Source organism: Acidaminococcus hominis (genome assembly GCF_022484025.1).
Lineage (GTDB): Bacteria > Bacillota > Negativicutes > Acidaminococcales > Acidaminococcaceae > Acidaminococcus > Acidaminococcus hominis.
Genome location: NZ_JAKVMG010000001.1, coordinates 937,446 through 959,741 on the forward strand (window position 1 = coordinate 937,446; position 22,296 = coordinate 959,741).

Sequence of the window (22,296 nt, forward strand, 5' to 3'; positions counted from 1 at the left end):
CCCTATTCCTTCGCCTTGATATGCTTAAAATAGAGTGCTACATCGGCCACATCCACGCCGATTACATTCTTGATGTTCTTTTTGACGGTGCGCTTCACTTCGTCGGTGGTATCGGGAATGTTGATGCCCGGCTCAATGGAAGCGTTGATCCGCACATTCAGCTGGTTATCCTTGGCCATCTTGACCCGGACCTTGGCGCCGAACACCCCGTACACATCATTGGTAAAGCCGGCAATGTAGTCTTCCATGGCTCCTTGGCTCACATGGATGACCCCTTCCCGGTCGTTTTCAAAGGTCAGGTCGTTGCTGCCGCCGGGGCTCCAGCTGGCCACAATCAGGCGGATGCTCACCAAAAACAGCACCAGGCCGCCCACCGTATACTCAATGCGGCCCGGCACCTGGGCGGCAAAATCCATCAGGTCCGCCACGGGAATCCCGTTGACGCTGACCACCACCACCAAAACGGCCACTACGGCCATAATGCAGGTATAAAGGGTTAAGATAATCCGATCCAGTATGCTCATGGTTCTACCTCCGGAGTCCCGCCTTCAGCAGTTTTGGCCTTTTCTGTTTCGGGAGTGGCAGCTGCCTGGGGCGCTGGGGCTTCCTGCTGGGGAGCCGGTGCCTCAGTACTATTTTCTTTGGCTGCCCCTTCTGCGGACTCCGGCAGGGCTGCCGGCTCAGCAGGAGGTTCTTCCCACTTCTTTACCAGTTCATCTGTATAATCCTTGTCGGAGAACGGCTTTTCTTCTTTCTTGCGGACCCCTTCCACATGGACGTCCACGCCGGTGACTTCATAGCCGGTCATGTTTTCCACGGCCTCTTTGACCTTTTCCTGAAGCTTAATGGCCACATCGGGAATGTTGTAGCCATAGGTAATGATCACATGGACTTCCACCCGGACGGTATGCCCTTCCGTATAGACCTTGATGCCCTTGGAAAAGTTCTGCTTGCCCAGCATATCCGTAAGCCCTTCCCGGATACCGCCGCTCATGCCGTAGACTCCGGTGACCTCGGAAGCCGCCAGTCCTGCCACAATGCTCAGAACCTCGTCGGCTACCTTGATGGCACCCATATCCTCCTGGTCCGGATCCCCATCAATGGGGGGCGTTAGATTTTCATTTTCTTCGTTCATAGGACCTTCTCCTCAAACGCAAGTTTATACATTTCTAATCCCTTTATTATAACAAATCATTCCAATATATGATAGTCAATATAGGTAATTTTGCCTTGGTTGACCTATGCCGTGCCTGGCAGCGTGGGATTCCGGGGTCAGCAGGAAAATGCGGTTTCCCGGCTGTTGGAAGAAGGGCGTAGGTTCCCCAGCCTGAAAAAGGATACATTGTGTAGCTGGAAGCGTTCTGCACCACCACGCCCATTGCCTATAGTATAACAAACGAACATATGTTCTTTCAATATGCAAATTTCGTAAAAACTAGTTCCTGTTAAATGCAATTGAGGCAAATTTTCTTTGGGTCAGGAGCATAAATTTTCAAGGACTTGAGGATATTTCTGCCAGAAGGTGTAAATGCTAAAACTTTCAGAGGCGGCTGTATTTTACCTGGTTAAACTGCCCATGCAAGCCTCGCCCGCAAAGGTTCTCCGTTGCCCATCTGTAAATCACCGGCGCTCCATGCTATAATGGAGATAATTCTGTATATTTCAAAGGAGTTTAGTTATGAAGGAATTTAAAGGAACCTTTACCTATATTGCGTCGGAAGATTTGCTGCGCAGTGTGAATATTGCAGCTGCCCTGGGGAAACCGCTGCTGGTCAAGGGGGAACCCGGCACCGGAAAAACTGTTCTGGCCGAAGAAGTGGCCAAGGCCCTGGAGCTGCCCCTGTACATTTGGAGCATCAAATCCACCACCAAGGCCCAGGACGGCCTGTACCTGTACGATGCGGTACAGCGGCTGTACGACAGCCAATTTGGCACAGCCGGCGTGGACGATATCAGCCGCTACATTCATTTGGGCAAACTGGGGGAAGCTTTCCAATCCCAGAAACAGGCGGTGCTGCTCATTGACGAAATTGACAAGGCGGACCTGGAGTTCCCCAACGACCTGCTCTGGGAACTGGATAAAATGGAATTTTACATTCCGGAAACCAAGGAAACGGTGAAAGCCATTCATAAGCCCATTGTCATCATTACCTCCAATGCGGAAAAAGAGCTGCCCGACGCATTCCTGCGCCGCTGCATTTTCCATTACATTGCCTTCCCGGAGCCGGACACCATGCGGGAAATTGTCCTAGCCAAGTTCCCCACCCTGGCAGAAGATCTGCTGGAGAGCGCCACCGCTGCCTTCTACAAGCTGCGCAAACTGCCGGACATCAACAAAAAGCCCAGCACGGCGGAGCTGCTGGACTGGATCCAGGCCCTGCTCATCGGCGGCGTGCCGGCAGACAAACTGAATGAGAAGCTGCCCTACATTGGCGTACTGCTGAAGAAAACCGAGGACCTTCAAAGGGCGGGGTACTGATATGTTTACGGACTTCTTTTACCAGCTGCGGTCTTATGGTGTCAAAGTAAGTCTGATTGAATGGGATACGTTTTTGGAGGCTTTGCGCCTGGGACTGCACCAGAACAGCTTTACCGAGTTCTATTATCTGGCCCGCACCACCTTAATCAAAAAGGAAACAGATTACGACCGCTTTGACCAGGCTTTTACGGCGTATTTCCAAAATCTGGTGGATTTGGGCATTATCCCGGAGGCTTTTGAAAAGTGGCTGGAAAAAGCTGCCCCCGCCACGCCCTACAACAAGGAAGAAGTGGACCGGATCTGGAACCAATTTACCAAAGAGGAAATCAATGACCTATTGGAGGAGCGGTTCAAGCTGCAAAAGGAGCAGCACAATGGCGGCACCACCTGGGTGGGTACCGGGGGCCAGACGGCCTTTGGCCATTCAGGCTACGCTCCCAAGGGCATCCGGATTATGGGCAAGGGCACCTGGCACAGCGCCTTTTCCATTGCCCAGGAGCGGCATTTCCGGGATTTCCGGGATGATACGGTGCTGGACATCCGGCAGTTCCAGGTAGCCCTGCGCAAGCTGCGCCGGCTTTCCAGCCAAAATGAACAGCCCAAGGACGAGCTGGATATTGACGAAACCATTAAGGCCACCTCCAACCGGGGCGGGCTGCTGGACGTAATCTACAAACGGCCCCGAAAAAACCAGACCCGGCTGCTGCTGCTCATGGACAGCGGCGGTTCCATGTGGGGGTTTGCGGATTTGTGCCGGCGGCTGTTTCAGGCCGTAACCAAGAACAACCAGTTCAAGGACCTGAAGATTTTCTACTTCCACAACATCTTCTACGACTACCTGTTCACCAAGCCCGACTGCGCCTGGGAAAACCGGATTGACACCGAATGGGTTTTCCACCAGTACAAAAATGGCTACCAGGTAATCATCGTAGGCGACGCCCGGATGGGGGAAGAAGAACTCATGGATGTGAACGGCAATATCGACTACATCCAGGGCAACAACCGCCCGGGGATTTCCTGGCTGGAGGAACTGCTGCAGCTGTACCCCGCCTCCATTTGGCTAAATCCCATGCGAGAAGTGAACTGGCGGTACTACTACACCCTGGCCCAAATCCGCAAGCGGGTGGATATGTTCCCCATGACCATCAAGGGTCTGGAAGCGTCCATGGATGCCCTGCGGAAAAAAGGTACCCAGGTCTAAACAAAAAGTTTTCCTATACGCAAAAAAGCAGTCTAGCTACAGATTTTCCTGTAGCTGGACTGCTTTTCTTTTGGGATTGCTTACATTTTACCAGTCTATTTGCTGGTCTTTCCTGTCCCCGTTTCTTCAGGGGCAGTGCTGCCAAGCCAATGGCCGTAGAGGAAACGATTGAGCATCTCGTCCACGGATTTTTCCATATTTTCGGGGTTCACAGTATGCTGGAACACCAGCATCACCAGAGAGAAGAAGAAGTTTTCCGTCATCATGGGCAGATTGGCAATGGGTTTGATAAAGCCTGCCGCAATGGCATCATGAAGGATTTGGCGCAGGGGCATGATTTCTGCTCGCAGCAGCTCGGCGTAGCGCTTTTTCACGGCTACTTCCTGCTCTGAAGGGCCCTTGCCCCAACGGATTTCCACTTTGTAATCCTGGAGAGTATCATCCCACAACAGGCGCCAGCCCCCCTGCTCGTTGAGCACTTCAAACAGCAGCACGGACCACAGCACTTCCTGCTTGGTAAAGAATTTGATGCAGGTATAAGCGTACTGGGTCATCTGGTCTTTAAAGGAAGCATTGTCCTTGTAGGCTTTTTCCAAAGAAGCGGAAAATCGTCTGCTTTTTTCACTAATCAGGGTATAGAACAGGTTTTCCTTGTTTTGGTAATACTTGTATACAGTTCCCTTGCCCGTGTCGGCTATTTTGATGACTTCATCCAGGGTGGCCTGGGAATAGCCTTTTTTGGAAAAGACCGTTTCCGCCGCCTTCAAGATGCGTTTTTCCTTGGAAAGGGATTGATTGATTTTGACCATACCGTTCACTTCATCATACAAAATATTCCTGCTTACAGGAGTCCCATGCTCTGGACCGCCAAAATCCAGAAGAACATGGTAACAAATGAAATTGCTGTAGAAAAGATTACGCAGTTTCCTGCCAGCTGCCCATCACTGTCCATCTGCTGGGCCATGGCAAAGGACGCCACCGCACAGGGGGTAGCCGCCATGCCGATCAGGGTTGCCAGTTCCACGCCTCTAAGGCCCAGGGCAATGGCTACGCCCACCACCAAAAGGGGCGCCAGTACCAGTCTGCTAAAAATGGTAATGACCAAATAGCGGAGTTCTCCCAACACCGCCTGGACCGTAAAGGAAATTCCCAGAATCACCAGGGCCAGGGGCGTGGTAGTAGCTGCCATCTGTTTGACGCATTTCACCACCATGGCCGGCAGGGGAAAGGGCAAAAGTCGGCAGAAAAGGCCCAGGAGAGCGCCTACAATCATGGGATTGGTCAGGACCCCCTTGACCAGCTTTTTGAAGGTCAGGGTGCTTTTGCCGCCCCGGAAGGTCTCCAGGATAATGACTGCCAGTACATTGTACAGGGGCACCACAAAGGCCGCCAGCAGCATGGGTACGGCTACGGCTTCTGGCCCATAGATATTTTCTACCAGAGGAACCCCCAAAAGGATAAAATTGCTCCGGTAGATGGCCTGGATCATGGCTCCCCGTTTCTTGTCATCCTTGACGAAATGGGTTACTACCAGATAGGCCAGAAAAGCCACCGCCAACACGGAGCAGAACCCATAAGCGATAAAGGCCGGGGCCGCCATGGTTTCCGCCTTGGTAAAATACACCGAGGAAAACATGGTGGAGGGCAGGAACAGTCCAAATAAAAGCTTGTTAAACGTGGATACGGATTTGTCCGTAAAATGAAAAGCGTGCCGGGCAAAGAGTCCCACCAGCATGAAAAGCAGCAAGGGGGCTACGGCATTTAAGGCAACCACAAAATTTCCCATACGTTAAGCCTCCTTGGCAATTGGTATACACTTCAATTTTTAAGATTATCACAAATTCCGAAAAAGGTAAATAATCCCCGGCTTTCCATAGGGATTTTGGGACAATATTTGACAGTTTTCTGACTTTTCCTTCTCATTTTGTTCAACAAAGGAACTATAGAGTCAGTTTTCTGACTGATGAGTCCGGATTTTGCCAAAACCTGCCAGGGAGAAAAGCCAGCCTATTGCCCCCCTCCAGGAGTCCTAGAGTGCGCCCAGGGCCTGAAGGCCATAAATCCACAAAAACAGGGTAATAAAGGAAAAGGCGCAGGAAAAGATCACCGTATCCCCAGCCAGTTCCCCATCGCTGCCCATCTGCTGGGCCATGGCAAAGGAAGCCACAGCAACGGGCGTCCCGGACATGGCCAGAAGGCTGGCCAGTTCAATGCCCCGAAAGCCCAGGGCAAGCCCCGCGCCTACCACCAAAAGCGGCGCCAGCACCAGCCGGGCCACCACACTGATGGTCACTTCCTTCAGCTCGCTGTAGGCTCCCTGGAGGGTAAAGGAAGCCCCCAGCACCACCAGGGCGAAAGGCGTGGTCACGGACGCCAGCTGGTGAATGCATTTTTCCACCAGGGCCGGCAGGTCAAAAGGCAGCAGCTTGCAGCAAAGGCCCAGAATGGCCCCGATAACCATGGGATTGTGCAGGACTCCGGCCAAGATGTGTCCCGGCCGGATGTCCGGGGTATCGCTGCGAAAACGCTCCAGGGTAAAGATGGCCAGCACGTTGTAGATGGGCACCACAAAGGCTGCCAGCATCATGGGTACGGGCACGGCGTAGGCCCCGTAGATATTCTCAATCAGGGGCACCCCCAAAAGGATAAAATTGCTCCGGTAGATGGCCTGGATCATGGCACCCCGTTTCCGGTTGCTTTTTACAAAACGGACCACCAGAAAGTAGCCCAGACAGTAGACGGCCAAAAGGGACAGGACCCCGTACAGGATAAAGCTGGGGGTAATCAGCTGGGAAGCCTGGGTAAAGTACACGGACGCAAACATATTGGCCGGCAGGAACACCCCAAACAGCAGCCGGTTCAGTTCCGACACGGCCCGGTCCCCCAAGTGCAGCTGGTGCCGGGCAAACAGTCCCGCCAGCATAAAAAGCAAAAGAGGCGCTACTGCGTTAAATGCGATGCCAAAGTTTCCCATACCCTTCCCTTCTTCCCGCTGTGACCTGTAACGCATAAAAGCCTTCTTCTATTCTTTTACGGCACACAGGTCCAAATCCCTGCATGGGGGCGGAAATCGCTTGAAGGAAAAGGGAGGAAACTTCCTCAGGTCCCAATAAGGCAAAAAAAATCCCTGTCCCCACTCAGGAGGACAGAGACTTTTTTGCAAAGCCGGGAAGGCTTATTTGCTGAAGTAACGAGCCAGCAGGCCATCGAATACACGACCATGGCGAGCTTCGTCTTTGCACATTTCATGAACCGTATCATGGATGGCATCGTAGCCCAGTTGTTTAGCCAAGGTAGCGATTTCTTTCTTGCCAGCGCAAGCGCCTTGTTCTGCAGCAGCTCTCATTTCCAGGTTCTTCTTGGTGCTGTCGGTAACGACTTCGCCCAACAGTTCAGCGAACTTGGAAGCGTGTTCTGCTTCTTCAAAAGCGATGCGTTTATAAGCTTCTGCAACTTCCGGATAGCCTTCACGATCGGCTACACGGGACATAGCCAGGTACATACCAACTTCGGAGCATTCACCAGTGAAGTTTTGACGCAGGCCTTCCAGAACTCTTTCATCAACGCCTTTGGCTACGCCAACTTTATGTTCGTCAGCGTATTCCTTAACGCCGTCTTTCATTTCATCGAATTTGTCTTTAGGAGCGCCGCATTGAGGGCACTTTTCCGGAGCTTCTTCACCTTCATAAATGTAACCGCACACTCTACAAATGAATTTTTTCATAATATAAGCCTCCCCTAATTTTTTGGTTCCCTTCAGCTCTATACATAGACCTTCAACACTATACATAGATTTGAAAGGAATCGTTTTTGATATTTATTATCCTTTACGACCTTTATTATAGCAGTTTTTCTGCCGAATGCAAGAGGTTTTTTTAGAATTTTTTTCTATTTTTTCTCTTACCATTTTAACAATACATATAATTATTATAAAATTCAGCAATTATGTTGCAACTGGAACAAAAACAGGACCATTTCCCTGCTGCTGCAAAGGAAACGGTCCTGCTCACGGCTTGGCGCTTATAAATCCAGGCCTTCTTCCGGGGCAAGCCCCAGAGCAATATTCATGTTTTCAATGGCGGCGCCGCTGGCCCCCTTCCCCAGGTTGTCAAACTGGGCGGACACAGTGAACCGCTCTTCATTGCCGGCAATGTAGATTTTCAGGGAATCCTTACCGGCCAGGTTGTTGGAACCCAGCATCTTGGGCAGTTCTTCACTGGTCTGCACCTGAATGAAAGGCTGCTTGCCGTAAAAGTCAGCAAACAGCTTCCGCAGGGCGGCCAGGGGCAGGCCCTGGGTGTTGGCAAAGCCGGCGGTAACCAGCATGCCGCTGTAGTAGGGTGCCACAATGGGCAGGAAAATGGGTGCCGTGGTGAGTTTGGCGTATTTGGCAATTTCCGGCAGGTGCTTGTGCTTCTGGTTCAGCCCGTACAGCCGGGGAGCGTCCAGTTCCGGATCGTGGAGATTTTCGTACTCGGCAATCATCTTTTTGCCCCCGCCGGAATACCCGGTAAGGGAAGTCAGGGTATACAGCCCGTCAGCGGGAATCAGCCCAGCAGCCACCAGGGGCGCCAAAACGGCAATGGAGCCAGTGGCGTGGCAGCCCGGATTGGCAATGCGGGAACTATTGGCAACGGCACTGGCGTAGGCATGGCCCAATTCCGGGAAACCATAGGCCCAGCCGTCGCTGCAGCGGAAGGCCGTAGAGGTATCAATGATTTTGGTGGGGCAGTCCTTGGCAGCCTCCACAATTTCCTTGGAAGCCGCATCGGGCAGGCACAGGAAGGCCACGTCCGCCTGGCTGATTTTTTCCAGCCGTGCCTGGGTATTCTTCCGCAGGGCGCTGTCAATGGACAGCAGTTTGATATCGCTGCGGCGGGCCAGGCGCTCAGCCAGGCGCAGGCCTGTAGTTCCTTCTTGTCCGTCGATAAATACTTTAAACATGGTACACACCCCTTGCCTCTGTAATTTCTTTATTGAAATGAAAGTAGCCCTATTATAGCACAAATTTCCTAAAATGGTATATTTTTGCAAAATTATTTTTCCGTTTTCTCTCAAAAAGCTCTCTCAATTCCGAAAAAAAATTTCTTAACAAAGGGAAATTATCCCCGTTTATTCACACTTTTTCACCGTTTTTTACCATTTAGGGCAAAAAAATACAGTGGACAGGCATTAACCCATCCACTGTATTTTTATGCTTCTTTTACGAATAAACACCGCATGGCGTTCAGCACGGCCAAAATCAAAACGCCGGTATCGGCGAAAATGGCCACCCACATATTGATAACCCCCAAGGCGCCCAAAATCAGGGCCACAACCTTGATGCCGATGGCAAGTACGATGTTCTGGTACACAATGCTCACGCACTTCCGGGCAATCCGAATGGCTTTGCTGATTTTCAAGGGATCGTCGTCCATCAGCACCACATCTGCAGCCTCAATGGCTGCATCGGAGCCCAGGGCCCCCATGGCAATGCCAATATCCGCCAGGGAAAGCACCGGAGCGTCGTTGATGCCGTCCCCCACAAAGGCTACCTTGTCCTTGGGGTTCTTCTTTTGAATCAGTTCTTCCACCTTTTCCACCTTGCCGGCAGGAAGCAGCTCGCTGTACACCTTTTGGATGCCCAGTTGCTGAGCCACAGCGTCGGCAATCTTGCGGGAATCCCCGGTGAGCATGATGACCGCCTTCACCCCAGCTTCCTTCAGCTTGTCGATGGCCAGCGCCGCGTGGGGTTTAATCTTGTCTGCAATGAGGATATGACCGGCGTACTTGCCGTCCACAGCCAGATGCACCAGGGTGCCCACCATATGGCAATCCATATAGGAAACTCCCAATTGTTCCATGAGCTTGCCGTTGCCGGCTGCAATCTGGTGTCCGTCCACTTCTGCCAGGACCCCTTTGCCGCTGAGCTCCTGGATGTTTTTCACCCGGCTCCGGTCCAGTTCCCGTCCGTAGGCCTTCTGAAGGCTTTTGCTGATGGGATGGGAGGAGGCGCTTTCGGCCAGGGCGGCCAGTTCCACCACCTGTTTCTTTTCCAGGGGTGTATGGTGGATGCCGCAGACTTCAAAGACCCCTTCCGTCAGGGTCCCGGTCTTATCCATAACCACATAGGCCGTATTGGCCAGGGTTTCCATGTAGTTGGCACCCTTAATTAGAATGCCCTGCCGGCTGGCGCCCCCAATTCCGGCAAAGAAGCTTAGCGGAATGCTCAGTACCAGGGCGCAGGGGCAGCTGATAACCAAGAACAGCAGGGACCGGTACAGCCAAGTTTCCCAGGAAGGAGGCAGGCCCAAAAACGCCACCCGTACCAGAGGCGGCAAAAGGAACAGTGCCAGGGCACTGCCGCAGACCACCGGGGTGTAGACCCGGGCGAATTTGGAAATAAAGACCTCCGACTTGGCCTTCCGGGAACCGGCGTCTTCCACCAATTCCAAAATCTTGCTGACGGTGGATTCGCCAAAGTCCTTGCTGGTGGTTACCGTCAGCACCCCATTCAGGTTGATGCAGCCGCTGACCACTTCGTCCCCGGGGGCCACCTGACGGGGCAGGCTTTCACCGGTAAGGGCTGCGGTATCCAGGGAGGAAGTACCGGCCTCTACCACGCCGTCAATGGGCACCTTTTCCCCGGGCTGAACAACAATCCGGGTACCCGGGGCCACGTCCTCGGGGTCCACCTGAACCAGCTTGCCGTCCTTTTCAATATTGGCGTAATCCGGCCGGATATCCATCAGCTCGCTGATATTGCGCCGGCTTTTGTCCACGGCATAATCTTCAAAGGTTTCTCCAATTTGATAAAACAGCATAACGGCCACGGCTTCCGCGTAGTCCCCGTTTTCATAAATGGCCAGGCCCAAGGCCCCCAAACTGGCTATAGCCATCAAAAAGTTTTCGTCAAAGACCTGCCCCTTGCGGATGTTTCGCCAGGCCTTGCGCAAAATATCATAGGAAATGATGATGTAACCCAGCACATAGGGCAGCGCGTGCAGCACCCGAGAACCTGTGTCCAGACCGGGTCCGGACAAATCCCCCAGGAAGAAACTGCCCACCGCAGTAAGCAGAGCGGCTGCCCCAATCCGGGCCACCATCACCTGGTGCTCCTTCTCCATAATTCTCACCTACCATTAATGTTTTATTTAATCGTAACGCTGTTAACAATCAATATCCAGCTCGTCATCAATCTTCCGAACATTGGTTCGAGCTTGGGCCATTACTGCTTTTGGGTCTGCCCCTTCGGCAAAAGTAACCTTCAGTTTCAGCAGCATATAATTCACCACAGCATCGGTCACACCAGCAGTTTGCTTAACGGTTTCTTCCATTTTGGCTGCACAGTTGGCGCAGTCCGCTTTGATTGCATAAGTCTTTTTCATAATGGGTTCCTCCTCCGAAATAACGATTAAAAATTTCTTTAATTGTTTCTACCTACTTTATACGCCATTTTCAGAGAATAGTCAAGAGGGACTTGGAACAAGTTGTCCCAAATCCCTCTTTTAGAATAAACTGTTTAGTTTTTAACAAAAGCTAGAATAACAGCAGCAAATGGTAGCACAGGAAGGTGAACCCCCAGGCCACAGCCAGCTGGAACAGGGCTTCTTCTGCGGTCCATTTCCAGCTGCCGGTTTCTTTCTGGATGGTAGCCAGGGCCGCCGCACAGGGCACGTACAAAAGGCAGAACACCATCAGGCACAGGGCGTTGATGGAGGTAAAGCCGATGCCCCCCAGGGCCTGAGCAAAGGCTCCCAGCCCTTCCCCGGAGCCCGTATTGGTAATGCCAAAAAGCACGGCACAGCTGGAAACCACCACTTCCTTGGCGGAAATCCCGGCCAGCAGTGCTAGGGTAATCTGCCAGAAGCCCAGGCCGATGGGCCGGAACACCGGTACCAGCCAGTGGCCTAGGACGGCGCCGTAGCTTTGGGCCGCGTCGGTGGTATAGCCGCTGGGGCCAAAGTTCAGCACAAACCAGATAAGCAGCGTAGCCAGGAAGATGGTGGTGCCGGCCTTTTCCAGGTAGCTTTTCACCTTATCTTCCACGTAGATGCACACGGTACGCAGGTCCGGCATCTTGTACTCCGGCAGCTCGATGAGCAGGTAGTCGTCCTTGTCCTTGTGCCGGGCCTTATCCGTCCAGTGGATAACCAGGGATACCAGAATGGCCACCAAAAGGCCAATCATATACATGGAATAGGCCACCAGCATGGCCCGGTTCCCGAAGAACATTTCGGAAAACAGGATATAGATGGTGAGCCGGGCGTTGCAGCTCATAAAAGGCGTTACCAGGATAACCTTCAACCGGTCCCGCTTGTGTTCCAGACTCCGGGAGGCCATGACCGCCGGCACGGTGCAGCCAAAGCCCAGCAGCATGGGGATAAAGGCCTTGCCGGACAGCCCCACCTTGCTCATGATGCCTTCCATCACGTAGGCTACCCGGGCCATGTAGCCGCTGTCTTCCAAAAAGCCCAGGGTCAGGAACAAAATCAGGATGTTGGGCAGGAAGGTAACGATGATGCCCACGCCTCCCAGGGCCCCGTCGATAATCAGGCTGGTCAGGGCTGCGTTGACCTGCCAGGCAGCCAGTTGGGCGGCCAGGCCGTCGCTGAACCAGCCAATGGCGGCTTCCAGATACCCCTTCAGCCAGTCGCCCACCGTAAAGGTCAGGAAGAACACCAGCCCCATAATCAGCAGAAACACGGGAATGCCCCAGATATTGTCCGTGAGCACCTTGTCCAGCCGGTCGGTGAGCTTGTCCCGCTCCTCCTTATGGAGCAGCACTTCCCGAATGATTTCTTCAAAGAAATCGTATTTTTCCTTGATAATCTGGGTTTCGTAGTTCTTGTCCAGCACCTCCGGCAGGTCCACCGGACAGCGCTTCCAGATTTCCTTGTCCCGCTCCAGAAGCTTAATAGCGTGCCACCGCTTGTTCACCAGTTCGGGATAGCGGGCCTCCAGGGCCGCTTCCACCTGGTCAATCCGATCCTCGATGGAATCCGAATACACCATGGCGTATTCCTTGTGGTTCAGCACATGGCTGCCCATGGCCTTGTGGTTGTGGATCAAGGGGTCCGTGGACTTGGCGTCCTTATGGTGGGCCGCTGCGTGCAGCAGTACGTCCAGGCCCCGACGCTTCCGGGCCGAAACGGGAATTACCGGAATGCCCAGCATTTCCGGCAACCGGTGCAGGTCGATTTCCATGCCCCGCTTTTCTACAATATCCATCATATTCAGGGCCATCACCACGGGCTTGCCCAGTTCCAGCAGCTGAAGGGTCAGGTACAGGCTCCGCTCCAGGGCAGAGGCATCCACCACATTGATGACCACGTCCACTTCATCGCTGAGGATAAAGTCCCGGGAAACGATTTCTTCCATGGTATAGGAGGTCAGGCTGTAGGTCCCAGGCAGGTCCACCAGCCGGATGTTCATGTTGTGGTGGCGGATGGCGCCCTCCACCTTCTCTACGGTTACCCCGGGCCAGTTGGCCACCTTTAGATTGGCGCCGGTATAGGCGTTGAACAGGGTGGTTTTGCCGCAGTTGGGGTTGCCGATGAACCCAATGGTCAGGTTTTCGTGTTTAGACATGGGGTGCAGCCCCCTTTTCCACGGTAATGTTCCGGGTCATATTGTAGCCCAGGGCAAACCGGGTGCCCCGCAGCAGGATAATCATAATGCCCTTGCCCTTCCGGTTGATGACGCTGATCTGGGTGCCCGGGGTCATGCCCAAGGCTTGCAGCCGCCGTTCCACCTGAAAGGGAAGATTTATTTTTCGTACGATTCCAGATTCTCCAATCTGTAAATCTTTTAACAGCATGTACAGTCCCCCTGTGTAAATAAAGAATCTCCGCATTGTTTCCATTATAGGACGAACCTGGGGACCTGTCCACAGTTAGGATGAAAAAACCCAAGATAATGTTTGTTAGCACTTCCCTTCCGGCGAAAAAAATTCTTTTTAGCTATTTTCAGAAAACATACGATATTATGGTATAATGAATACTGACAAATCCATTATCAAAGCGAAGGGATGAAGATATGCATGGAAGCTCTGCCTCATGATCACGGTGAAAATCTCAATTACGTTTTGAAGGACCTGCCGGACCAAACCAATTTTTCTGCTGTCTCCACACTGTTTGGCTGTTTATCCGACAACAATCGCATCAAGTTATTCTGGTTCCTGTGCCATTTTGAGGAATGCGTCATCAATCTGTCGGCCCTGATGCACATGAGCAGTCCTGCCCTGTCCCACCATTTGCGGCAGCTCCGGGAAAACGGCCTGATTGTCAGCCGCCGTTCGGGCAAGGAAACCTACTACAAGGCAGCCAATACCGAAGAAGTCCGGCTGCTCCACCATATGATTGAACTACTGATTGACATTACCTGTCCCAAGGTAGAAAAACAGAAAGAAAATAAGGACGACGACCTGGATTAATGAAAAAGCCTTCAGGCTCCAGCACCGGGCTGGAACTTGAAGGCTTTTTTGCGTCTATTTTGCTGTTTGCTTAGGCGTCGGAACGGGCAAAGCTGTTTTTCATGCCGTTACTGGCTTCGTACAGGACCTTGCCCAGGGCTTTCTGGGTTTCTTCCTGGGCCATGGAGGCAATTTTGTCGTTCCACTGGGCCAGGGCTTCGCTGACGCCGTCCGCCGGCAGGTCCGCCTTATCCCCTTCCTGGAGCAGGGCACGGCCCTTGGCCGCTACGGCGTTCTGGTAGCGTTCAATGGCGCTGGCGGTGGCCGCATGGTGGCTATCTGCCAGGGCGCCGATCAGCCGGTTGGCCCAATAAAACTCGTGGGTATCGGGCAGCTCGCCGGTTTGGGACAGGTATTCCGGGGTCCGGTCCACATTGGCGTAGAAGGGCACGAAGGCATTGTACACGTTGCAGCCTTCGGCAATCCATTCCACGGCCATTTTTTCCGGCGGCATATAGGGCCGCAGCTGGGTCAGGGCCACAAAGTTGGTGCGGTTGATGCCGATAGGCCGGTATTTGCCCTTCTGGGCTTCGCTGCCCCGGCCATAGGGGTCGTAAGGGGTGCCCTGGTAATGGCTGCTGAGCAGGTATTTTACGTCTTCCACGGTCACTTTCCGGTCGGGGACCAGGGACCAGGGCAGGTCGTCATCTTCCGGGCGGAAAATGGCGTCGGGCCCTTCCCATTTGTAGCTGAAGGGGGCCAGATACCGGAGCATGAACCAGGCTCTGGGGGTATTGTAGGTATGGTCCGCATCATCGTGGCTGCCAAAGGCCAGCCGGCAATCAAACACCGTATCCTTAGCCAGTGGCACGTCCCGTTCCTCGTTCAGGGTCAGGTCCAGGTGGTTTTCCGTAATAAAGCTCAGCAGATCCTGGGAACACAGGTGTTCCTTCTGCTCCCCAAAGGCGTCGCACAGGTCAAAATAGTCGATGCCCTGCTGGTTTGGCATGACTACCACCTCATCATCGGGTACCCGTTTGGCAATCCAATGATGGCCGCCGATGCTTTCCAGCCACCAGATTTCGTTCACGTCCTGGAAGCCAATGCCGTTCATTTCATAGGTGCCGTAGGTTTCCAGCAGCTTCCCCAGCCGCAACACCCCTTCCCGGGCCGTGCGGATATAGGGCAGGACAAGTGTCAGCAGGTCTTCTTCCCCGATGCCGTCCTTGACCAGGGGGTCCGCTCCCAGCACCCGGGGATTGGAAGTAATGGTTTCCGTTTCGCTCATGGCCACGTTGCAGGCGTTGATGCCGGCTTCGCCCCAAATCCCTTCGTTATTCTGGGCATTGGGCATGGCCGTATAGCGCAGGGGGTTATCCGGCAGGGGAATCACCACTTTGGACAGTACGGCATGGTATTCCTTGGGCTGCTCCTCGGGCAGCACCGTAATGAATTTTTTGGGGGTAAATTGCCCGCTGGGGGAATCCTCGTTCCGGGCCATCAGGGTGGACCCGTCATAGCTTACATTCTTTCCTACCAGTAAGGTTGTACAAGGCATGGTTAAGACTCCTTTCAGAAACAAAAGGACTGCGCTGGGTGCTAGCCTGCGTCAGTCCTTTGCTGCATTATTTTCTTTTCATTCCCGTTACCATGGTCATCACAAAGGCAAAACAGGTGGCCCAAGCCCAAAATTTATGTTGTTTCATATGACTAACCTCCCAACAGTTTCCGTTATATGCCGCTAAAAATTATCTCATATTTTTATTTATTATAGCATGACGCTTTGGAATTTTCAATCTAGTGAAATTTTACGGGAATTTTACCCCCTGTGCACAGGTTTCATACATGAACTTTTTATACTGGCTTTGTGACAAAACAAAAACCATTTCACAGGAGGAACACTATGAAATTATCCAAAACGTTGGCCTTGGCCCTGGCAGGGGTACTGTCCCTGGGCATTATGGGCTGCGGCTCCCAAGCAGGCACCGGCGGCTCGGCTGACAAGAAAGTCAAAATTGAATACTGGCATGTGGCTGCCGAAAACTTCGGCGGACAAACCGTGAAACAGCTGGTGGAAGAATTCAACAAATCCCACCCGGATATTGAAGTCACCGAAAAATACAATCCGGATATGTACAAGGGCCTGACCCAGAATCTCCAGGCAGCCCTGGCTTCCGGCAAAAACCCGGACGTGGTCCAAATGGGCTACAGCTATTTGAACTACGCCAACGATAACCTGAAGTACACGGATATCAACGAACTGGCCAACAAGTACGACAAGGGCTACCTCCAGGAAAACTTCCTGCCCAACGTGCTGGCCCTGGCCCAAACGGAAAGCGGCAAACAGATTGGTCTGCCCTACTCCGTATCCGTGCCCGTGCTCTACATCAACCCGGATCTGTTCCAAAAAGCCGGCCTTGACCCCAACAACCCGCCCAAGACCTGGTCGGAAGTGGCCAAAGACGCCGCCATCATTAAAGAAAAGACCGGCGACCCTGGCTTCTTCATGCAGGAATACGCCGACAACTGGGCCCAGCAGGCGCTCATCGAATCCAACGGCGGCCAAATGCTGAAGAAGGAAAACGGCAAAGTCCGCGCTGCCTTTGACAGCCCCGAAGCTGCCCAAGCCTACCAGCTGCTGGCAGATATGGTGAAAAACGGCAGCGGCCTCCACGCCACCAACGAAGAAGGCTTCCAGGCCTTTATCAGTGGCAAGGTGGGCATGGTCTGCACCACCATCGGCAAACGGGCCAACTTTGAAAAGAGCGCCAACTTCAAGGTCATTGCCGAACCCTTCCCCGTATTTGACGGCAAAGCCCGCAAGGTACCTGCCGGCGGCAACTTCCTGATGTGCTTCTCCAAGGATCCTGCCAAGCAAAAAGCAGCCTGGGAATTCATCAAATTCCTGGAATCCAAGGAAGCCCTGACCAAATGGAGCACCGGTACCGGCTACCTGCCGCCCCGCAAAGGCATGGATGCTGAAGGTTCCGCCTTCAAGAAAGTCATTGACGGCAACAAGAACATCCAAAACGCCCTGTCCACTATGCCTGACCTGGTTAAATGGGCCAGCTTCCCTGGTGCCAACGGTCTGAAAGCGGAACAGCTGCTGATCGACGTGCGAGATGTAATCTTGAGCGGTAAGGAATCCGCTGCAGATGCTTTGAAAGAAACCGCTGAAAAAGTGAACGCCCTGCTGTAGCAGGACTCTTGAGGACCGGGAGCTAGGGATGCTGGCTTCCCGGTCCTTTCCCTTATCTCTAAGCAAAGAAAGAAGGTTCCTATGAACACTCCGGTAAAATCCTCCAAAAGCCAGCTGGGCCGGGCGCTGCTGTTTATGCTGCCAGCCCTGGTGATTTTCGGGCTGTTCTACTACAAGCCCCTGGTGCAGAATGCGTACCTGAGCTTCTTCCAGTGGAATATGATCAGTCCCGATATGAAATATGTAGGTGGGCAAAACTACCAGGAGATTTTTGCCAGCACGGAATTTGCCAAGATTTTGGGCAATACCTTTACCCTGGCCGGCTTCCTCCTGATTTTCAACTTCCTGCTGCCCTATGTTTTTTCCTTCGTCCTGGCCTACCTGGTGCAGAACGAAAAGTTAAAGACCTTCTACCGCTCCGCCCTGTTCCTGCCCAGCACCATTTCCCTGGCTGTAGCCAGCATTATCTTCCTGTGGATGTACAATCCCCTGGCCGGCCCGGTGTCCCTGATTCTCCACTACTTTGGCGTAGAATCCCCCCGCTGGTTCAAGGAAGACGGCCTGGTAATTTTTGCCATTGCCACCATCATCGGCTGGAAGGCCTTTGGCTACAACCTGATTGTCCTTTTGGCCGCCATGGTGGCCGTACCCCGGGAGCTGATTGAAGCCGCCCGGCTGGAAGATGCTTCCAACTGGACCATCTTCCGGAAGATTATCGTTCCCATGACCTCCCCCACCGCCCTCTACGTGTTCACCATTACCATTATCTTTGGGCTCCAGTATATGCTGGTGCCGGTGAATATGCTGACCCAGGGCGGTCCGGACCAGGGAAGTTCCAATATTGTCTATATCGTTTACCAATACGCCCTGGTGTTTTTCCAGACAGGCAAATCCGCAGCCTTTGCCATGCTGTGTATGGCAGTGTATTTGATTTTCCTGGCGCTGAAGACCCGGTTCCTGGACAAACGTGTCCACTACGAAAACTAAAAGGAGGCTGCCATGAAAAAACCATCTGCGGGTACAAGCCCCCTTTGGAACCTGCTGCTGCTTTTTGCCGTACTGCTGACCCTGTACCCCCTGCTGTTCATGTTTACCACGTCCTTTAAAAGCATGAACCAGATTTTTGCAGCATCCCTGAACCCCTTTGCCTGGCCCCCCACCTGGGACAACTACGAGGTGGTGCTGGACCGTTTTCCCTTCTTCATTTTCCTGGGAAACACCTTCTTCATTGCCTGCATCGTCACCGTGGGCAAGTTGGTAACCAGTACCCTGGCGTCCTTTGTCTTTGTGTACTACGACTTTAAGGGCCGGGAAACCCTGTTTAATGCCATGCTGCTGACCTTTTTCATTCCCACCACCGTGCTGATTATGCCCAACTACCTGCTCATGAGCCAGCTGGGGCTGTTAAATACCCCCTGGGGCGTCATTCTGCCCAGCCTGGCAGACGGCATGGGGATTTTCCTCCTGCGCCAGACCATGCGGGGCATTCCCAAGGCACTGTTGGAAGCGGCGGTGCTGGAAAACGCCGGGGCCCTGACCATTTTGCGGAAGATTGTCTTCCCCCTGGTAAAGCCCTCCGCCCTGGCCATTGGGATTTTCTTCTTCATCAACTCCTGGAACGAATACTTCTGGCCCCTCTAGATTCTCCAGGACCGGGACAACTACACCCTGCCCCTGGCCCTCCAGATGTTCATCAGCGCCGAAGGGGGCAGTGAATGGGGCATCGCCATGGCCGTAGCCATGCTGACCAGCGTGCCGCCCCTGATCCTGTATCTGTTCTGCCAAAAATTTATTCTCAATACCTTCATGCAGTCCGGCATGAAGGGCTGAAAGGAAGGTACTCCATGTCTGAGCCCCAATACAGTTTGACCTTTAAGCACGTATCCAAAGTCTACGGGAAAGTCCAGGTGGTCCGGGACCTGAACCTGTCCATCCGCCAGGGGGAGCGGCTGATTCTTTTGGGCCCCTCCGGCTGCGGCAAAACCACTACCCTGCGCATGATTGCCGGTCTGGAATCCATTACCAGCGGTGACCTTTATATGGGCGACCAGCGGGTCAACGACGTGGCCCCCGGCAAGCGGAATATTGCCATGGTGTTCCAGAGCTACGCCCTGTTCCCCCACATGACCGTGTGGGACAACATCACCTTTGGCCTGCACCTGCAAAAGCTGCCGGAAGAAGAAATCCGAAACCGCACCCAGCAGGTTATCGAGCTGCTGGACCTGGAGGGCCTGACCCAGCGTTACCCCAAGGAGCTGTCCGGGGGCCAGAAGCAGCGGGTGGCCCTGTGCCGGGCCCTGGTAAAGCAGTCCCCCTACTTTCTCTTGGATGAACCCCTGTCCAACCTGGACGCCAAGCTCCGGCAGCAGGCCCGGACCCAGCTGGTAAAGCTCCACGAAATCTACCACCCCACCATGATCTACGTAACCCATGACCAGGTGGAAGCCATGACCGTGGCCCAGCGGATTGCCATTATCAACCAGGGCATCTTGCAGCAGATTGGCACTCCAGAGGACGTGTACCACCGGCCGGCCAACACCTTTGTGGCCCAGTTCATCGGCACCCCGGCCATGAACCTGATTCGGGCCAAGGTCAGCACCGATGTGCTGATCTGGGGCAAGCACCGGCTCCAGGTACCGGCCCCCTATGCGGAGAAGCTCCACGCCCGGGACGAAATTATCCTGGGCATCCGACCGGAAAAATGCCATTTTGCCCCGGACGCCATGCTCCCCGCCGTCCGCAGCTACGCCGAAAACCTGGGCAGCCACTGGATTACGTATCTGACCCTGCCGGACGGTACGGACCTGCGGCTAAGCACCGCCGCCCCCATGCCGGAAAATGCCCCCGGCATCAGCTTTGCCTGGGAAGATACCTGTTTCTTTGATGCAGAAAGCGAGGTTCTACTATGAAACTGTCCGTCAGCGACCTGGCCTACGCCGGCTTCCGCTTCCACGACTTCTGTAAATTGGACAAGGCCTACGGGCTGGAATTCTTCTACGAGTTTGGCACCCCGGCCTACTGGGATGCGGTGCTGCCCCAAATGACCGACCAGCGCCATAACGGCATCAGCGTCCACGGCCCCTGCGTCCAGGTGAATCTGGCGGCCCCGGACGAAACCCATTACCTGAACGTGTTTCTGGACACCTTCCGCTACGCTGCCAAAATCCAGGCGGAGTTTGTGGTGATCCACACCAACGAGGCCCTGCCCCAGGAAGAAACCCTGGAAACCCTGCGGCTCCGGGTTTGGCGGAAGCTGTCCACCCTGCTGAAAATCAGCGAGGAAGCGGGGATTCCCCTGGTCATCGAGAACGTAGGCCTGCGGCCCTATAACAACGTACTGTTTGACTGGGAACACTTCTCCGCCCTAAAGGAAATTTTCCCGGAAGCCTTCTTCCTGCTGGACACGGGCCACGCCCATGTCAACGGCTGGAACCTGACGGAGGTGCTGCGGGAGTTTGGCCCCCGGCTCTTGGGCTGCCACGTCCACGACAACGATGGCCAGGGCGACCAGCACCTGCCTGTGGGCTCCGGCACCATCAGCTGGCCCGGCTTCTTTAGCGGCGTGAAGAAGTTCGCTCCCCAGGCCCGGCTGGTCCTGGAATACGCCAGCCTGCCCACCGAAGGCATGAACCTGCACCTGGCCGGTCTGTGCAAACGCTACACCCTGTAACTAGAACGTAAAAATCCCCTGCCTTGGAACTTTCCAAAGCAGGGGATTTTTCTATCCCGAAGGATTATTTCTTCAAATTGTAGAATACCTTCAGGCCGTTGTATTGGGCAGCAGCACCCAGATCTTCTTCGATCCGCAGCAGCTGGTTGTACTTGGCCACCCGGTCGGTCCGGCAGGGTGCACCGGATTTGATTTGGCCGGCGTTGACGCCTACTACCACGTCAGCAATGGTGGTGTCTTCCGTTTCACCGCTTCTGTGGGAAACGATGGCGGTGTAGCCAGCCCGTTTGGCCATTTCAATGGCAGACAGGGTTTCGGTCAGGGTACCAATCTGGTTCAATTTGATCAGAATGGCATTGGCTACGCCCAGTTCGATGCCTTTGGCCAACCGTTCTACGTTGGTCACGAACAGGTCGTCGCCCACAATCTGGACCTTCTTGCCCAGCTTGTCGGTGAGCAGCTTCCAACCGTCCCAATCGTCTTCTGCCAGACCATCTTCGATGGAGATAATGGGATACCGGTCAGCCAGGTCGGCGTACCAGTCCACCATTTCGGCAGAGGTCTTTACCACGCCTTCGCCCTTCAGGTCGTATTTGCCATCGGTGTACAGTTCGCTGGCAGCGGTATCGATGGCCAGCATCACTTCTTCACCGGGTTTGTAGCCAGCCTTTTCAATGGCTTCTACAATGACCTGCAAGGCTTCTTCGTTGGATTCCAGGTTAGGAGCAAAGCCGCCTTCGTCGCCTACAGCGGTAGCCAGGCCCCGGCCCTTCAGCACTTTCTTCAGGGCTTGGTAAATTTCCGCGTTGATGCGCAGGGCTTCTGCGAAGCTGTCAGCGCCAACGGGCATAACCATAAATTCCTGGATGTCCACGTTGTTGTCTGCATGGGCACCGCCGTTCAGGATGTTCATCATGGGCACCGGCAGTTCCTTGGCGTTAACGCCGCCCAGGTATTGGTACAGAGGTAGACCCAGGGACTCGGCAGCAGCCTTGGCCACAGCCAGGGAAGCGCCCAGGATGGCGTTGGCACCCAGACGGCCCTTGTTGGGGGTGCCGTCCAGCCGGATCAGCATTTCGTCGATTTCTACCTGACGGGTAGGATCCAGGCCAATCAAGGCATCGGCAATGGTCTCATTGACGTTTTCCACAGCCTTGTTGACGCCTTTGCCGCCGAAGCGTTTGGCATCTCCATCCCGCAGTTCTACAGCTTCGTGCACGCCGGTAGAAGCGCCGGAAGGAACCGCAGCGCGGCCCACCGTACCGTCGTCCAGCAGTACGTCTACTTCAACCGTAGGATTGCCCCGGGAGTCCAGGATTTCTCTTGCGCATACATTTTCAATAATTGGCATATT

Annotated in this window: 20 protein-coding genes and 1 pseudogene; 8 read left to right on the forward strand and 13 right to left on the reverse strand. The window is 53.9% G+C overall.

The annotated features are described in order from the left end of the window. Window positions 1-2 precede the first annotated feature (2 nt). Together amaP and LKE88_RS03945 are read right to left on the reverse strand one after the other, a co-directional pair. Window positions 3-524: an alkaline shock response membrane anchor protein AmaP gene (gene amaP / locus LKE88_RS03940; protein WP_105327367.1), complete on the reverse strand. Its 522-nt coding sequence runs from the start codon at window positions 522-524 to the stop codon at window positions 3-5. Beyond that, the gene (locus tag LKE88_RS03945) at window positions 521-1,135 is read right to left on the reverse strand and encodes an Asp23/Gls24 family envelope stress response protein (RefSeq protein WP_105327366.1); all 615 of its coding nucleotides are present in this window, start codon (window positions 1,133-1,135) and stop codon (window positions 521-523) included. The genes amaP and LKE88_RS03945 overlap by 4 nt, the downstream gene beginning before the upstream one ends. Before the next feature lie 543 nt (window positions 1,136-1,678). Between LKE88_RS03945 and LKE88_RS03950 the strand changes: the two genes are divergently transcribed. Both LKE88_RS03950 and LKE88_RS03955 read left to right on the forward strand, forming a co-directional pair. Continuing rightward, a complete protein-coding gene (locus tag LKE88_RS03950; protein ID WP_276802811.1) occupies window positions 1,679-2,479 on the forward strand; it encodes an AAA family ATPase in 801 nt (266 codons plus the stop codon). 1 nt (window position 2,480) lies between these two features. Then, window positions 2,481-3,680: a VWA domain-containing protein gene (locus LKE88_RS03955; RefSeq protein WP_105327364.1), complete on the forward strand. Its 1,200-nt coding sequence runs from the start codon at window positions 2,481-2,483 to the stop codon at window positions 3,678-3,680. 95 nt (window positions 3,681-3,775) lie between these two features. On the opposite strand, the gene LKE88_RS03960 is transcribed toward LKE88_RS03955, so the two are convergent. From LKE88_RS03960 to LKE88_RS04000, 9 genes are all read right to left on the reverse strand, one after another. After that, window positions 3,776-4,489, reverse strand: a complete 714-nt coding sequence (locus tag LKE88_RS03960; RefSeq protein WP_276802813.1) for a TetR/AcrR family transcriptional regulator — start codon at window positions 4,487-4,489, stop codon at window positions 3,776-3,778. Window positions 4,490-4,521: 32 nt separating this feature from the next. Then, window positions 4,522-5,466, reverse strand: coding sequence for an AEC family transporter (locus LKE88_RS03965; protein ID WP_105327362.1), 945 nt, complete (start codon window positions 5,464-5,466; stop codon window positions 4,522-4,524). A gap of 243 nt (window positions 5,467-5,709) precedes the next feature. Next, window positions 5,710-6,654, reverse strand: coding sequence for an AEC family transporter (locus LKE88_RS03970; RefSeq protein WP_105327361.1), 945 nt, complete (start codon window positions 6,652-6,654; stop codon window positions 5,710-5,712). Window positions 6,655-6,855: 201 nt separating this feature from the next. Then, entirely contained in the window at window positions 6,856-7,404 is a 549-nt protein-coding gene (locus LKE88_RS03975; protein ID WP_105327360.1) for an NADH peroxidase, read from the reverse strand. A 296-nt stretch (window positions 7,405-7,700) separates the two neighbouring features. After that, window positions 7,701-8,624: an N-acetyl-gamma-glutamyl-phosphate reductase gene (gene argC / locus LKE88_RS03980; protein WP_105327359.1), complete on the reverse strand. Its 924-nt coding sequence runs from the start codon at window positions 8,622-8,624 to the stop codon at window positions 7,701-7,703. 248 nt (window positions 8,625-8,872) lie between these two features. After that, window positions 8,873-10,786: a heavy metal translocating P-type ATPase gene (locus tag LKE88_RS03985; RefSeq protein ID WP_105327358.1), complete on the reverse strand. Its 1,914-nt coding sequence runs from the start codon at window positions 10,784-10,786 to the stop codon at window positions 8,873-8,875. 42 nt (window positions 10,787-10,828) lie between these two features. Next, on the reverse strand, window positions 10,829-11,047 hold the full coding sequence (locus tag LKE88_RS03990; protein WP_105327357.1) for a cation transporter: 219 nt from the start codon (window positions 11,045-11,047) through the stop codon (window positions 10,829-10,831). Window positions 11,048-11,198: 151 nt separating this feature from the next. Then, window positions 11,199-13,250, reverse strand: coding sequence for a ferrous iron transport protein B (gene feoB, locus LKE88_RS03995; RefSeq protein ID WP_105327356.1), 2,052 nt, complete (start codon window positions 13,248-13,250; stop codon window positions 11,199-11,201). Continuing rightward, window positions 13,243-13,479, reverse strand: coding sequence for a FeoA family protein (locus tag LKE88_RS04000; protein ID WP_105327355.1), 237 nt, complete (start codon window positions 13,477-13,479; stop codon window positions 13,243-13,245). The genes feoB and LKE88_RS04000 overlap by 8 nt, the downstream gene beginning before the upstream one ends. Window positions 13,480-13,689: 210 nt before the next feature. Between LKE88_RS04000 and LKE88_RS04005 the strand changes: the two genes are divergently transcribed. Then, complete coding sequence (locus tag LKE88_RS04005; protein ID WP_276802815.1) at window positions 13,690-14,094, forward strand: ArsR/SmtB family transcription factor; 405 nt, start codon at window positions 13,690-13,692, stop codon at window positions 14,092-14,094. A 70-nt stretch (window positions 14,095-14,164) separates the two neighbouring features. On the opposite strand, the gene LKE88_RS04010 is transcribed toward LKE88_RS04005, so the two are convergent. Continuing rightward, on the reverse strand, window positions 14,165-15,631 hold the full coding sequence (locus LKE88_RS04010; RefSeq protein ID WP_105327353.1) for a C69 family dipeptidase: 1,467 nt from the start codon (window positions 15,629-15,631) through the stop codon (window positions 14,165-14,167). A gap of 345 nt (window positions 15,632-15,976) precedes the next feature. Between LKE88_RS04010 and LKE88_RS04015 the strand changes: the two genes are divergently transcribed. The 5 genes and pseudogenes from LKE88_RS04015 (at window position 15,977) to LKE88_RS04040 (ending at window position 20,942) form a co-directional block, all read left to right on the forward strand. Beyond that, window positions 15,977-17,272, forward strand: a complete 1,296-nt coding sequence (locus LKE88_RS04015; protein WP_105327352.1) for an ABC transporter substrate-binding protein — start codon at window positions 15,977-15,979, stop codon at window positions 17,270-17,272. Between the two features lie 81 nt (window positions 17,273-17,353). Then, a complete protein-coding gene (locus LKE88_RS04020; protein ID WP_105327351.1) occupies window positions 17,354-18,259 on the forward strand; it encodes a carbohydrate ABC transporter permease in 906 nt (301 codons plus the stop codon). 12 nt (window positions 18,260-18,271) lie between these two features. Beyond that, a pseudogene (locus LKE88_RS04025) lies at window positions 18,272-19,102 on the forward strand (carbohydrate ABC transporter permease). A gap of 14 nt (window positions 19,103-19,116) precedes the next feature. Next, window positions 19,117-20,181, forward strand: a complete 1,065-nt coding sequence (locus tag LKE88_RS04035; protein WP_105327349.1) for an ABC transporter ATP-binding protein — start codon at window positions 19,117-19,119, stop codon at window positions 20,179-20,181. Further along, on the forward strand, window positions 20,178-20,942 hold the full coding sequence (locus tag LKE88_RS04040; RefSeq protein WP_105327348.1) for a sugar phosphate isomerase/epimerase family protein: 765 nt from the start codon (window positions 20,178-20,180) through the stop codon (window positions 20,940-20,942). Before LKE88_RS04035 ends, LKE88_RS04040 begins: the two co-directional genes overlap by 4 nt. Window positions 20,943-21,006: 64 nt before the next feature. Here LKE88_RS04040 and eno read toward each other — a convergent pair whose 3' ends face one another. Further along, a complete protein-coding gene (gene eno, locus LKE88_RS04045; protein ID WP_105327347.1) occupies window positions 21,007-22,293 on the reverse strand; it encodes a phosphopyruvate hydratase in 1,287 nt (428 codons plus the stop codon). Window positions 22,294-22,296 lie beyond the last annotated feature (3 nt).